At 66.3% G+C, this 13,634-nt stretch carries 12 protein-coding genes; 6 read left to right on the top strand and 6 right to left on the bottom strand.

Features of this window, described 5'->3' with window-relative positions; genetic code table 11:
- Complete coding sequence (locus tag OG203_RS02810; RefSeq protein WP_405164066.1) at positions 1-1,467, bottom strand: FAD-dependent monooxygenase; 1,467 nt, start codon at positions 1,465-1,467, stop codon at positions 1-3.
- 102 nt (positions 1,468-1,569) lie between these two features.
- On the opposite strand from OG203_RS02810, the gene OG203_RS02805 reads away from it, so the two are divergent.
- The 3 genes from OG203_RS02805 to OG203_RS02795 all read left to right on the top strand — a co-directional run bounded on the left by OG203_RS02805 (position 1,570) and on the right by OG203_RS02795 (position 4,287).
- The gene (locus OG203_RS02805) at positions 1,570-2,208 is read left to right on the top strand and encodes a LysE family translocator (RefSeq protein WP_405164065.1); all 639 of its coding nucleotides are present in this window, start codon (positions 1,570-1,572) and stop codon (positions 2,206-2,208) included.
- A gap of 121 nt (positions 2,209-2,329) precedes the next feature.
- On the top strand, positions 2,330-3,730 hold the full coding sequence (locus tag OG203_RS02800) for a M20/M25/M40 family metallo-hydrolase (RefSeq protein ID WP_405164064.1): 1,401 nt from the start codon (positions 2,330-2,332) through the stop codon (positions 3,728-3,730).
- 14 nt (positions 3,731-3,744) lie between these two features.
- The gene (locus OG203_RS02795; protein WP_405164063.1) at positions 3,745-4,287 is read left to right on the top strand and encodes a YbhB/YbcL family Raf kinase inhibitor-like protein; all 543 of its coding nucleotides are present in this window, start codon (positions 3,745-3,747) and stop codon (positions 4,285-4,287) included.
- A gap of 61 nt (positions 4,288-4,348) precedes the next feature.
- Here OG203_RS02795 and OG203_RS02790 read toward each other — a convergent pair whose 3' ends face one another.
- From OG203_RS02790 to OG203_RS02780, 3 genes are all read right to left on the bottom strand, one after another.
- Positions 4,349-6,181, bottom strand: a complete 1,833-nt coding sequence (locus OG203_RS02790; RefSeq protein ID WP_405164062.1) for an AMP-dependent synthetase/ligase — start codon at positions 6,179-6,181, stop codon at positions 4,349-4,351.
- 247 nt (positions 6,182-6,428) lie between these two features.
- The gene (locus OG203_RS02785) at positions 6,429-7,394 is read right to left on the bottom strand and encodes a GTP cyclohydrolase II (RefSeq protein WP_405164061.1); all 966 of its coding nucleotides are present in this window, start codon (positions 7,392-7,394) and stop codon (positions 6,429-6,431) included.
- Between the two features lie 381 nt (positions 7,395-7,775).
- On the bottom strand, positions 7,776-9,251 hold the full coding sequence (locus OG203_RS02780) for a carbohydrate kinase family protein (protein ID WP_405164060.1): 1,476 nt from the start codon (positions 9,249-9,251) through the stop codon (positions 7,776-7,778).
- 668 nt (positions 9,252-9,919) lie between these two features.
- Between OG203_RS02780 and OG203_RS02775 the strand changes: the two genes are divergently transcribed.
- Together OG203_RS02775 and OG203_RS02770 are read left to right on the top strand one after the other, a co-directional pair.
- Complete coding sequence (locus OG203_RS02775; protein ID WP_405164059.1) at positions 9,920-10,204, top strand: hypothetical protein; 285 nt, start codon at positions 9,920-9,922, stop codon at positions 10,202-10,204.
- Positions 10,201-10,539, top strand: a complete 339-nt coding sequence (locus tag OG203_RS02770) for a hypothetical protein (RefSeq protein WP_405164058.1) — start codon at positions 10,201-10,203, stop codon at positions 10,537-10,539. The genes OG203_RS02775 and OG203_RS02770 overlap by 4 nt, the downstream gene beginning before the upstream one ends.
- A 23-nt stretch (positions 10,540-10,562) precedes the next feature.
- On the opposite strand, the gene OG203_RS02765 is transcribed toward OG203_RS02770, so the two are convergent.
- A complete protein-coding gene (locus OG203_RS02765; protein WP_405164057.1) occupies positions 10,563-11,570 on the bottom strand; it encodes a PfkB family carbohydrate kinase in 1,008 nt (335 codons plus the stop codon).
- Between the two features lie 464 nt (positions 11,571-12,034).
- Here OG203_RS02765 and OG203_RS02760 point away from each other — a divergent pair, with 464 nt between their 5' ends.
- A complete protein-coding gene (locus tag OG203_RS02760; protein WP_405164056.1) occupies positions 12,035-12,487 on the top strand; it encodes a hypothetical protein in 453 nt (150 codons plus the stop codon).
- 69 nt (positions 12,488-12,556) lie between these two features.
- Here the strand turns inward: OG203_RS02760 and OG203_RS02755 are convergent, their stop codons facing one another.
- On the bottom strand, positions 12,557-13,633 hold the full coding sequence (locus OG203_RS02755; protein WP_405164055.1) for a quinone-dependent dihydroorotate dehydrogenase: 1,077 nt from the start codon (positions 13,631-13,633) through the stop codon (positions 12,557-12,559).
- Position 13,634: the final 1 nt, after the last annotated feature.

Here is a 13,634-nt window from a genome sequence, read left to right as displayed (position 1 = left end):
TCAGTCGGGCGAGCCGAACCAGTATTGCAGTGCCGCCGAGAGGGATTCGGCATCATCGGTCGATGCGCAGACGTATCCGTCCGGGCGGACCAGCACCGCTGGCGCGTCCAGTGCGCCGTGATCGACGGTGACGGAACGGATTCGAGGTTTCCACGCGTCCGCGATCGAGGCGAACCGATGGTCGGGGCTGCTGTCCAGCAGCAGCCCCGACCCGTCGCGTGCGTGGTCGGCGAGCCGGGCGCCGTCGGTGAGAGCCAGATCGGGCATCCGATGGCCGCGTCCCGGTCCGAGGTCGTATCGCACGCCGATTCCGGAAATGTCCTCGGCCACCTGACGATTCGCGTCGGGAACCTGCAGCAGCCGGGTGATCATCTCCCGCACCGCGAGCGCGTCCGGATGTGGCGCGGTCAGCACGGTCTGCACCTGGGTGTTGGTCAGCACCGCGGCCGCCACCGGATGCCGCTCGGCGTGGTAGGTGTCGAGTAGGTGCGGCGGCGCCCAGCCGTTGATGTCGGCGGCCAGTTTCCAGCCGAGGTTGAACGCGTCCTGCAGGCCGAGGCTCATGCCCTGCCCGCCGAGCGGGGCGTGGATGTGTGCGGCGTCTCCGGCGAGAAACACTCGGCCCGTTCGGTATTCGGTCGCTTGCCGGGCGGAGTCGGTGAATCGGGACCCGGATCGCAGCTCGCCGAGTTCGATCTCGGTTCCGTAGGAGCGGGCCAGCGCGCGCTGGACCTCCTCGGCGGTGATCACGGCGTCCTTGTCGATGCCGAGTTGGTCCGTACCGCCGAACGCGAACCGATAGACCTCGTCGCGCAGCGGCAGCAGGAACGCGAAATCGGCGTTCTCGGTGTCGAATTCGGGCAACGTCCAGGACTCGGCGAGTCCGGCCGGTTTGCGCCGCAGCGTGATGTCGCAGACCACGGCGGGCGAATGGCCGTCACGGCCGGGAAACGCGACACCGGTCAGCTTGCGCACGGTGCTGCGCCCACCGTCGGTGCCGACCAGATAGCACGCGGTGATCTGCTGCTCGCCGTCCGGGGTACGCACGGTCACGGTGACCTGCTCGTCGCAGGGCGCCAGACCGGCGTCGATGCGGACCAGTTCGTGGCCGCGACGCGGCGTGATGCCGAAGCGCTCGAGATTGGCTTCCAATGTGCGTTCCACGTCGGACTGCACGATGGCGATCTGATAGCAGAATCGACTGTCCAGCTCACCGTAATTCAAGGGGATTCCGGCGAAGTGGCCCCATTTCGGGTTGGCGAGGACGTACTCGTCCATCAGCCCGAGCCACCCGCGCCAGTCCAGGATCTCCGCCGACCGCGGCTGCAAATTGAGGGCTTTGGACTGCCCACTGCGAGTCGGGTCACGCTCCACCACGATGGTGCGTACCCCGGCCAAACCAAGTTCATTCGCCAATAACAGACCAGTCGGTCCGCCTCCGGCAATCAACACATCGGTATCAGGCACCCCTCGACTCTGCCAACCAATCGCCCATCGCGCCACCAGGTTTCGCTCGAGTGAGACCAGACGATGTGGTGGAACCCGCTCTGCGGCAGCTAGATTGGGTGGATGAGTGGATGGGCAGCCCTGGTGTCGTTCGCCGTCGTCGCGGGACTGTTGACCGTGGTTCCAGGGGTGGATACCGCTCTCGTGCTGCGTTCGGCGCTTGTCCACGGCACCCGCACCGCGTTCGCGACCGCATTGGGCGTCGGCAGTGGACTGCTGGTGTGGGGTATCGCGGCGACATGCGGGTTGTCGGTGTTGCTGACTACGTCGCAGTGGGCATACACGGTGGTGCGCATTGTCGGTGCGGTCTACCTGATCTGGCTCGGCATCACCGGCTTGGTCGCACTGTGGCGTTCCGGCACCGGGGACGGCCACGCCGCGCCTGACGCCGTAGCGGGTGGCAGCGTGCTGCGCGCATGGCTGCGCGGTGCGACATCGAACTTGCTCAACCCCAAGGTCGGTGTCTTCTACATCGCGATGCTGCCGCAGTTCATCCCGCCGCAGGCGCCGCATCTGCTGATGGGCACGGCGCTGACGCTCGTCCATTTCGTTGAAGGAATCCTGTGGTGCACGGCGCTCATCTGTGGCGTCCGATTCGGCAGAGCGTGGCTCGATCGCCCGTCGGTCAAACGAGGTATGGAAGGCATCACCGGATCGGTCCTGGTCGCGCTCGGACTGAAGCTCGCGTTCGACACGCCCTGAGTGGTTATGCCGTTGGGGCGGCGCGGTGTTGCGATCAGCGTGATGCTGAACCCCGCGGTCGACGTGATCGGCACCGTACGCTGTGCCGCCACGGCGGCGTGGGAACCGCGCGGTGGGCGGGATGGGAGAGCGGGGGCGGACAGGTGGTAGGAAAGGGTACGTGTCCACAACTGTCGAAGGATCAGTCCCCAACAGCAGCTCGCGCGCGGTCGACGAGGTGGTGGACCTGGTCAGTGCGCTGATCCGGTTCGATACCTCCAACACCGGCGAGCTGGCCACCACCAAGGGGGAGCGCGAGTGCGCGGAATGGGTGGCCGATCAACTGCACCAGGCCGGATATACGACGGAGTATGTGGAGTCGGGCGCGCCGGGGCGCGGGAATGTGTTCGCGCGGCTGAAGGGCGCCGATGCCAGCCGGGGCGCGCTGATGATGCACGGCCACCTGGATGTGGTGCCCGCCGAGGCGGCGGACTGGAGTGTGCACCCGTTCTCGGGTGCGGTGCGCGACGGTTACGTGTGGGGTCGCGGCGCCATCGATATGAAGGACATGGTCGGGATGATGCTTGCCATCGCCCGCCAGTTCAAACTCGACGGGACCGTGCCGCCGCGCGATATCGTGTTCGCCTTCCTTGCCGACGAGGAGAACGGCGGCAAGTGGGGCTCGCAGTGGCTGGTGGACAACCGGCCGGACCTGTTCGAGGGAATCACCGAGGCGGTGGGCGAGGTCGGCGGCTTCTCGCTGACCGTGCCGCGCCAGGACGGCACCGAACGCAGGCTGTATCTGGTGGAGACGGCCGAGAAGGGGCTCGGCTGGATGCGGCTGCGCGCCAAGGCCCGTGCGGGTCACGGCTCGTTCCTGCACGAGGACAATGCGGTCACCATTCTGGCCGCCGCGGTCGCTCGGCTCGGCAAACACACCTTCCCCGTGGTGATGTCGGATTCGGTGACCGAGTTCCTTGCCGCCGTCGCCGAGGAGACCGGGCTGGAGTTCGATCCGGCCAGTCCCGATATCGAGGGCCAGCTGGCCAAGCTCGGCACCATCTCGCGGATTATCGGTGCGACGCTTCGTGATACGGCTAATCCGACCATGCTGCAGGCCGGATACAAGGCCAATGTGATCCCGCAGACCGCGGAGGCCGTGGTCGACTGCCGGGTGGTGCCCGGTCGGCAGGCGGCGTTCGAGCGTGAGGTGGACGAGCTGATCGGCCCCGACGTCGAACGTGAGTGGATCACCAAACTCGACTCGTACGAAACAACATTCGACGGCGACCTGGTCGATGCGATGAACAACGCGATTCTCGCCAACGACCCGCAGGGTCGCACTGTGCCCTACATGCTTTCGGGCGGCACCGACGCGAAGGCGTTCGCCCGCTTGGGTATTCGCTGCTTCGGCTTCGCGCCGCTGCAGCTGCCGCCGGAACTGGACTTCACGGCGCTGTTCCACGGTGTCGACGAACGAGTTCCGGTGGAGGCGCTCGAATTCGGCACCAGGGTGCTGGAACACTTCCTGCTGAACAGCTGACGAAAGGACAATCCGTGCCCGATTACTCCTACAATCCCTACGACGCGCTCCCGCAGTTGCCGTCGTTCACGCTGACCTCCGACGATGTCACCGACGGCCAGCCGCTTGGCAACGATCAGGTCAGCGGTGTGTTCGGCGCGGGCGGCAAGGACATCTCGCCGCAGCTGTCCTGGTCCGGATTCCCGCCGCAGACAAAGAGTTTCGTGGTGAGCGTGTACGACCCGGACGCGCCGACGGCCGCGGGGTTCTGGCACTGGGCGGTGGCCGACATTCCGGTCGGCGTCACCTCGCTGCCCAGCGGCGCTGGCAGCGGCGAGGAAGGCGGGGCGCTGCCGAGCGGCGCGATCAGTCTGCGCAATGACGGCGGGTTCCCCGGATTCGTCGGCGCCGGACCGCCGGCCGGACACGGCTACCACCGCTACTTCATCGTGGTGCACGCGGTGGACGTGGAGAGCCTCGGCCTCGACGGCTCCGCGACGCCTGCCTACCTCGGCTTCAACCTGTTCTCGCACGCCATCGCGCGCGCGACGATCGTGGGCACGTACGAGCAGAAGTAGTCGCTGACCCGACGGTGGCCCTGGGCGTAATCACCCAGGGCCACCGTCGTTTTCGAGCGAACTACTTGACGTTGATCACCTTGTCGGACGGATCCTTGGCGTAGAGCGCCTCGATCTCGGCCGCGTACTTGGCCGCGATCGGGCTGCGCTTGAGCGACATCTTCGGGGTCAGCTCGTCGCCGCCCGGTTCCCAGGCGGTGCCGACGATGGTGAAGCGCTTGATCTGTTCCACCCGCGACAGCTTGACGTTGCCGGCCCGCACCGCGGCGAGCACCTCGTCCACGATCTCCTTGCGGGTCGCCAGCGTCGCCAGATCGGCGTCGGTGGCACCGAATTCCTTGGCGCGCAAGGCCGCAACGTCGGGGTCGAGCACGATCAGCGCGGCGATGTACGGCTTGGCGTCGCCCAAGGCGACAGCCTGACCGACCAGCGAGGAGACCGCCTTGACCGCGTTCTCGATATTGCTCGGCGCGATGTTCTTGCCTGCCTCGTTGATGATCAATTCCTTCTTGCGGTCGACGATGCGCAGGTAGCCGTCGGCGTCGAGGGTGCCGACGTCGCCGGTGTGCAGCCAGCCGTCGTCATCGATCGCCTCGGCCGTCTTCTCCGGCATATTGCGGTAGCCGAGGGTCACCAGCGCCCCGCGGACCAGGACCTCACCGTCGGCGTCCAGCCGAAGTTCCATGCCGTCGACCGGGCGACCGACCGAGCCGGGACGCGGCTTGGCCAGCTCGGTGAAGGTGCCGACGCCGCTGGTCTCGGACATGCCCCACACCTCGGTCACGGTGAAGCCGAGGCCGAGGAAGTACTCGAGGGTCTCCGGTGGGATCGGCGCGGCGCCGGAGGCGGCCACCTTCAACTCGTCAAGGCCCATGGCGTGGCGCAGCTTCGACAGCACAAGCGCTTCGGCCAGTTTGTGCTGCACGGCCAGGATCGGGCTGCGGCCCTTGCCGGCGAGATCGGCTCGGGCAGCGGCCATTCCGGTCTCGATGGCCCAGTTGGCGAGCGCCTTCTTGACTCCGCTCGGTTCGGCGGCGAGCTTGCCCTCGACGCCCGCCTTGATCTTCTGCCACACCCGAGGCACCCCGAAGAAGGTGGTCGGGCGGGCGTCGGGCAGTGCGGCGGCGATCTCGCGCGGATCGGGCACGGTGGTGATCTGGATGCCGGTGACCAGGTTGATGGCGTGGCCGGAGATGCGGTCGGCGACGTGCGCGGCGGGCAGATAGGACACCGACCGGTCGTCGAGGCCGACCTGCAGCGGGCCGCTGTGCAGTCCGATGATCTGGGCGAGCACATTGCGGTGGGTGATCTCGACGCCCTTGGACGGGCCGGTGGTGCCCGAGGTGTAGATCAGGGTGGCCAGGTCGTCGGCCTCGACCGCGCGCCAGGCCGCGTCGAAATCGAAGTCGGCGGCCGGGTTCGCCTCGACCTCGTCGAGGGTGATGGTGCCGGTGGCTTGGCCGTCGACCATGATGATGTGCGCGAGGTCGATGCCGGCGCCGGTGACCTTGTCGAGGAAAACCTGTTCTGTCACAACGACTTTGTTCGCCGCGTTGGTGAACAGGTGGGTGATCTGCTCGGACGAGCTGGTGTTGTAGATGGAGAACGGGGTCGCGCCGAGGTGCAGCGCGGCGGTGTCGACCAGGTTGAACTCGGGCCGGTTGGTGAGCATGATGCCGACGGTGTCGCCGCGCCCGACACCAAGTTCGGCCAGTCCTGCCGCGATCGCGCGCACCCGCTCGCCGTACTGCCGCCAGGTGATCTGCTGGGTGCCGCCGACCGTACGCAACGCGACCTGCTCGGGCCGCAACGTCAGGGTCTCCTGGAACGCCTCCGGAACGGTGTAGACCGTTTTGCCCGATTCGTGCGCATAGCCGATGTCTGTTGTCGTCATATCCCTGTTCCCGATATCCATGCCATGAACCGCGCCTCGCGGCGTCCGCACGCGGGCGGTTCGAGACCCGATCCTGACACAATGCAGCAACGCCTCTGTCAGTTTCTCACGAGTCAGCGCGCCAGGAGTGGCGCGGCTCACTTATGGTAGCCAGGTGTCCCGGCTGGTGACCGCCGTTTAGGCGCAACTACCGGCCGTTCCACCACTGGCGCACTGGTGCGCATCGGTGGTCACGGTTCCTCCGGAGTCAGGCCACTCGGGGTGGTGGCGGTTGATCGGTGAAGGCGGCTGCTTGGTCCGCGACTGCCCACCTGCGCTTGATCTCCCAGAGCAGTGTGCGGACGCCGCGCATGCCGGAAAGGGTGGGCGGGAAGCTTAATGTGCTGTTGGGGTCGTCCCACACTTCGACGACATCGAAGTCTGTCTCGCGCACCATTCGCGCCGCGGGTCGGATCGGCACGGGCTGCTCGGTGCGGAAGCGAACGCTGCGGCGGGTGCGGACCTTTGGCTTGTTGAATCTCGGCGCCCGTATGGCGTATCCGCCCATCGGCGCGCTTTGTGACGTCCAGTCCAGCGACGCTTTCGTCGGTTCCGGTGCCACCCGCGCGGTGAGAGCGGCCGGAATCCAGTGATTGCGTTTGATTCGCTTGGACTCCATGTATTTCCGTACTCGCTCATTGCACGGCGGAACGAGCAACGGCTCGACGGATATGTCGAGGCCGACGTATTTGAGGCCACTGACTTTGTCGGGGTTGTTCGTCAGCACGCGTAGTGACTCGAGGTTCAGCTGCAGCAGGCTGGTGATGGCGAGCAGATAGTCCCTACCGTCGGGCGCCAGGCCGAGCGACTTGTACGAGTCGAATGTGTCGGCGCCGGTGCGCTCTTGCACGTTATAGCCGCGCGCCTTGTTCACCAGGCCCGCGCCCCGACCCTCTTGCTCCATGTAGATCAGCACGCCCGCGCCTGCCTCCTGGATCATGTCCATGGTTTTGTCGATTTCGGCGCCGCAATCGCAATCGTCGGAACGCAGCACCTCGCCGTAGAAGCAGCGGGAATGGATCCGTACCAGGCAGCCCTCCTTGATGTCACCGAAGACGAGAACGTGGCCGTACTCTTGGCCGCCCGGCAATTCCGCCACCTGGACCTTGAGCGTGCCGCCCTTTCGGTTCAGCCAATGGACGGTGTCGTTGGGGGAGTGTGGATCTGTGGTCAAGTCGGCCTCCAAGTTTCCTCTTGTTCGAGTTCTCGGATGGCCGTGCAGCCGGGGGAGAAGGTGCGATTGAGGCACGGTCGTCCGCCGCGGTGGCACGGTCTATGTTCCGAATCGATTACACCCCAATTCGCGGCGGCGTGGCCGACTCTCGCGGTCGAAATGGCGGGTGTGGAAGTGACCGACCCGTCTCGAGGCCAGGCCGTGGATGCCATTTCGGTTGGCCCGTAACACTTCTGGCAAACCGGATAAAGTTACCGAGCGGCAAGCCATTGGCGGTGAAAGTGGGATACATCACAATGTCGCACGCGATCAGCGAACATTGATGTCCATCAGTCGATCGGTGTGATCGATTGGCGCCGTTTGTATTTCACCGTGTGTCAATCAGCTTCCGTCGAGCAACTCGGCCCGCTGGTGTTCGGCGGTGAATCGGATGATCCGATCGATGTCGCTGATGAGCTCCTCGTCGCGCATCGTGGTAAACCCGGAGCGGGCCGCAACCATTGCCGCTGCGGCCCAGATGAAATCCTGTTCGGTCGGCGGGCCGGACCGGGTGACGAGGCGGTAGGCGAGAGCCGCGGAGAAGACCGCGCGTACTCCAGGGGCGTCTTCGAGCCCGACGGACGAGCGGGGGATGTGCGCGCTCACCGCGTCGGAGTGCACGCTGGCCTGGAAATCCTCGATGACACAGATGGAATGGGAACCGAGCAACCGGAGCCGGGAGATGGTGTCGCCACCGCTGCGGCCGCTGTCTTGTGCGACCCGTTCGAGTTCGCCTGGGGAACCGACGAGATGGTCGATCATGCCGAGGAAGCGGTGCAGGTGCCTCGGTGCCTCGTCGGAAGGCGCCGGATGCAGCAGCACAAGGGGCCGATCCGGTAGCACCCGAAGGGATTCCAGCACCTGTTCGACGATGTCGCCGGGTTGCTCGAAGGTCAGCAGCACCGCGCTGGAGGCGGCAAAGGCGGCCAGGGCGGCCGGGGTGCGCAGGTGGTCCTCGGTGAGCCGGATCGACACGTTCTTGTTCACGAAACACCGCACGCCGTCGTCGGTCATCACCACGACGACAACGGGGGTCGGCGTGTTCGGCACGATCTGCACGAGTTCGGTGTCGACGTTCTCGGCTCTGAGGTGGTCAAGGATCAATCGGCCATTGTCGTCGTCGCCGATCGCCGCGAGCAATCGGACGTCCAGGCCGAGCCGGGCGGCCGCGACCGCGCGATAGAGGGCTTTGCCGCCCGGCTGCAGATCGCGCTCCGAGCGGGTCGATCTGCGGTTCTCCGGTATCCGGTCGGCGTGCAGCACCTCATCGATGACCGCGTCGCCGACAATGGTGACGACAGGACCTGTTGCGCGCGGACTGGTTTCGCGCTCCGGCGGTGCGTCGGCGTCGAGGACCGCTCCGGCCGCGATCGCCCGTGCGAGCGCCGTGAAAGCATTGCGTTCCGGGGTGTCCCGCAGCGAGCGGACGGTCGGCGTCGGCGGCACCGCTGTCGCCCCGACCGCCACGTGCAGTGCGTGCCAATGCTCGACGAGGTAGCTGCGGCGTAGGCCGAGGTTGGTGTCGTACAGCTGCTCGAGATCAAGCGCCGATTCCCCGTCGAGCAGGCGCAGCGCCAACTCCGCGTCGACGATGATCCGGTCGGTGGGGGGCAGCTGTCGTGCCAATTCCCGCACCACCGCCAGCAGCGCCTCGGGCGGTTTACTGCCTAGCTGGTCGACGCGGTGCTCGACCAAAGGTAATTCGAGGAGTGTGTCGGCGACCTCGTTGGTCCGCAAGCGTTCGAGGGTCAGTCCTTCGCCTTTGGACAGTCGCTGGAACGCGCTCCGCACGGCGACGATAGTCGACTGGACGGCCATCGCGGGCCTCCTCCGTCTCGGTCCTCACTTGCCGCCCGCGGGCTAACCGCTGGTGCACCAACGGTACGTACATCTGCAAGTACCGTCAATTGCCGGTTGTCGCCAGCAAATGCCCATTCCTCCTGGCGGGGGTGTGATTTCACCCGGCGACGCAGTGTCATATCTTGGGCCGCACCAGGTTTCGTCCGAAGAATGCCCGTTTCGGAACAGTTGGTCGGCCAATAACATGTCAATCGCCCCATACTCGATGTCAATTGACGTCTGGTATCGGCAACTGCCACACTGACATTGGCGATCGGTCGCCACACCAGCTGACTGGGAGGTCCCTGGTGATGAAAGTGATTCTGCTGATACGGCACACCCGGCGGCGCGGCGAGCGCAAGCCCGGCGAGGGCGCGACCGAGCTGGATTCGAACCCCGTCACCGGCTAGGCGGACCATCGCGCGTTCGCCTGCGCTCGGCCCGAAACATCTTCTGTCGTAGTCCGTTTCGCTGCGCGGCTGGTCTACACCTTGCCGCGACGTTGTATTCGGCGACGGCATCTCCCTCCGTGGAGACAGCGTTCAGATCCGTCGGCAACGGCCCGCAGCGCTGGCCGAGGAACTCGGAATCACCGTGCCGCACGTGCTGACCGTGCCGCACCAGCGGATGCTCGACAGGAGACATTCGTGACCATCTACGTCACGCACTGGTCGATGACCAGCGACACGACCGACGAGTCGGCCTACCGGCTCGCCGATAAATGGGCCACCTCATGGCGGCTGAGTTGGCAGCATGATCGGCTGCTGACTCGCGAACAAGCCTTGGCGGGTATGGATCTCGCCGAGATCTTCAGTTCCGAGGAGTACCAGCACGACGCGGCGGTCCGCGTGCGCGCCGTCGTCGCCGCAGGGCTGCTCGGTATCCCCGTGGAACAGGTAATACTGGCACTGGCCCTGCGGAGGCAGGCATGATCATCGAGACCGCGAACTGGATCGGCAGCACCGTCACACCGGAGTCGGCGTATCTCGCTGTGGCGGAAAAGAACTCATGGCACTTGAGTTGGTTGCCCGGTCGAGCGTTGACGCCGGACCAGGCGCGTGCGGGGATGGAGTTGGACGAGATCCTCAGCGATCCGAGTGTGGTGCACGACCGGATCGCGCAGGCGCGGGTCGACGCGTACGCCGACCATCTCGGCATCCTGCGCGAGCACGCGGTGATCTTACTGGCGAAGCAAATGGTGGCGCGGCTGCATCGCGATCAGGGTGTGCCGCACGTTCATTCGGGAAGGTCGCGGGGTGATCGGTGAGATCGCTTGGCGGACAGGCGTGATCAGGGCTCGTCCGATGCGCGCCGGACAGTGCGGTCGATGTCGCGGACCAGGGGCATGGGATCGGGAACGGCGCCGAGCGGTTGCGTAGCCGTCATCGCGGCAGTCGCCCAGGCGTAGTCCGACGCCTCGGCGGCGCGGCGGCCCGTTGAAACGAGTCGGTATATCAGGGCTGCGGTGAAAGCGGCCAAGGCGCCGGGCGCGTGTTCGAATGTCTCAGGGGAGGACGAGATTACGGTGTTGACCGTATCGGACCACACTGTGCACTCGACGGGCTCTAATGCGCACACTGAGCCGACGCCGAGCCCGCGCAACCGCCGAGCGGTATCGGCGATAGAGGTGGCAGCCACGTCGGTCGGCAGCGCGGCGAGCTCTTCGCTGATGCCGACGAGATAGTCGATGGCGCCGAGGTATTCGTCAAGGTGGTGCGACGGAGCGAGTTTCGGGGATGGCCGGACGATGAGCAGTGGTGGTGAGTCCAGTCCGCGGACCTCGGCCAGTACCTGCTCGAGCACAGCGCTCGACTGCTCGAAGGTCATGACAATCGCGTCGGCGGAGGCGATCGCGGCGTGGATTGCCGAGCTGCGTATGTCTTGGGCGCTCAGCCGGGCCCGGTCGTCTCTGAGTCCGATGAGTGCATGCGCACCTCCGTTGGCCAGCATCACTGCGGTGATCGGGCCCGATGCACCGGGAACGATCTTTACCAGCTCGGTTTCGACGTTTTCGCCATGCAGGTAGCCCAGCAGATGGCTGCTCGTATCGTCATCGCCGATCGCGGTGATCAATCGGACTCGCAGCCCGAGCCGCGCTACGGCTACCGCGCAGTCGAGGCCCTTGCCTCCGGGATGCGCCTCGAAGCTTCCTGGAGTGGAGGCACCGGCCACCGGTAGATCGTCGACGCGATAGACATGGTTGACCACCGCGTCGCCGACGACGGTGACGACACCCGAAGTCTGTGGTGCGGCAGCCAGCTCGAGCAGCGGTGCGAGATCGATCTCCGTGCTGCGCAAGCGGTCCAGACGGAGACCCGAAGACTTACCCAGCCGGGCCAAGTTACTTCGTACGGCAACCATTCCGGAATCAGGTGGAGGCATCGCTGAGACCCACTCTCCATAGTCTTGAAGCCGGTCGTCATCCGTGCTGTTCACGATAGGAGGTTTAGCGAGCCGACGGATCGTCAACTATCGATGGACAAAGGTATTTGCCTAGTGAGAACGGCAAGTGCCACACTGGAATTGGCGATTCGATCGCCCCGCCAGGTACACGGGAGGGCCTGGTGATGAGCGTGATTCTGCGAACAACAGCACCTTCGGCCGAGGCTCGACGCACCCCGAAAGCGGTCGCCGGGTCCCGGCGCGGTCCCTTCTACCTCCAGGAATGGGGCCGTTCGGCGCGGCGCGCGCCGAGTAACGGGGAACCACCGTGCAGCACCCCAGTCTTCGACTGCACACCGGATGCACGACAGGAGGACGTCGTGACCATTGACGTGACGGCCTGGTCGATGACCAGTGACCGGACCCCCGAATCCGCTCATCGGGTCACGGATTCGACCATCGAGGTGTGGCGGCTGAGTTGGCTGCCGGACCGGGAGCTGACTCGCGGCCAAGCGCGAGCCGGGATGGAGTTCGATGAACTGCTCGGCGACCCGGGGGCCGTAGACGATCCGACGGCGCTGGCCAGGATGGACAGCTACGCCGGCGAACTCGGCATCGCCACGACCGACGCGGTGCTACGGATCGCCCGGCGGATGGCGGCGCGGTTGGCTCCGCCCGCCGAGCCGGAATCCGCGGCACCGGCTGAATTCGGGGCGGCGTGGGTCGAATCCGGGGCGGCACCTGCCGAATCCGGCGCGGCACCGGCCGAGCGGACCGACCGGCCGCTCCAGCCGCACGGCCGTGCCATCGATCCGCCGTACGTGCTCGGATAGGCGTCCATGCTCGAGTACCTCGATCGCGCCGACCGGCAGTAACTCGTCGGTCGGTGACGGGTGCCGCGATCAGGCGTTGGCGGCGTGCTCGGCGCCGATGGCGTCGGCGACGTTCTGATACCCGTTGGCGCGCAGGCGTTGTGCGAGGCCGCGATGGATCTTGCGGGTCCAGAAGGGGCCGCCGTAGATGAAGCCGGTGTAGCCCTGCAGCAGGGTCGCGCCCGCGCGGATGCGTTCCCAGGCCTGGTCGGCGGATTCGATACCGCCGACGGAGATGAGCACGAGGCGGTCGCCGACGCGGCGGTAGAGGCGGCGCAGCACGTCGAGGGACCGGTCGGCGACGGGGGCGCCGGACAGGCCGCCCGCGCCCATGGCCGCGACTTCGGCTGCGGGCGTGCGCAAACCGTCGCGGCGGATGGTGGTGTTGGTGGCGACGATGCCGGCCAGGCCGAGTTCGACGGCGAGGTCGGCGACGGCGTCGATATCCTCGTCGGACAGGTCGGGGGCGATCTTCACCAAGACCGGCACCTGAACGCTGTCCAGCACGGCCTGCAACAGCGGGCGCAGCGATTCCACCGCCTGCAGGTCGCGCAGGCCGGGGGTGTTGGGGGAGCTGACATTGACGACGACGAAGTCGGCGAGCGGGCCGAGCAGCGCCGCGCTGATCGCGTAATCGCCTGCGGCATCGGCGGGTTCGACGATCTTGGTCTTACCGATGTTCGCGCCGATCGGCACATCACCACGACGCCCGCGCAGGTGTTCCGCGGCGGCAGCGGCACCGAAGTTGTTGAAGCCCATGCGGTTGATGAGGGCGTGGTCGGCGGGCAGCCGGAACAGTCGCGGCGCCGGGTTGCCCGGCTGAGCCTGGGCGGTGACGGTGCCGATCTCGGCGAAGCCGAAACCCAGTGGCGCCCAGGCGTCGACGCCGTCGGCGTTCTTGTCGAATCCGGCGGCCAGGCCGACCGGCGCCGGGAAGTCGATGCCGAACGCGGTGTTGCGCAGGATGGGATCGTCGGTGACGAGGGTTTTGGACATGACCCAGCGGGTTGGCGCGAAACGAGCGGCCAAGCGCATGGTGGCGAAGGCTAAGTGGTGGATGCGTTCCGGCGGGACCAGAAACATCAGGCGTAATAACAGGGCGTACATC

It is taken from the genome of Nocardia sp. NBC_01499, assembly GCF_045040275.1.
GTDB lineage: Bacteria > Actinomycetota > Actinomycetes > Mycobacteriales > Mycobacteriaceae > Nocardia.
Note: the sequence above shows the minus strand (reverse complement) of the source record. Positions and strands in the feature narration are given on the sequence as shown.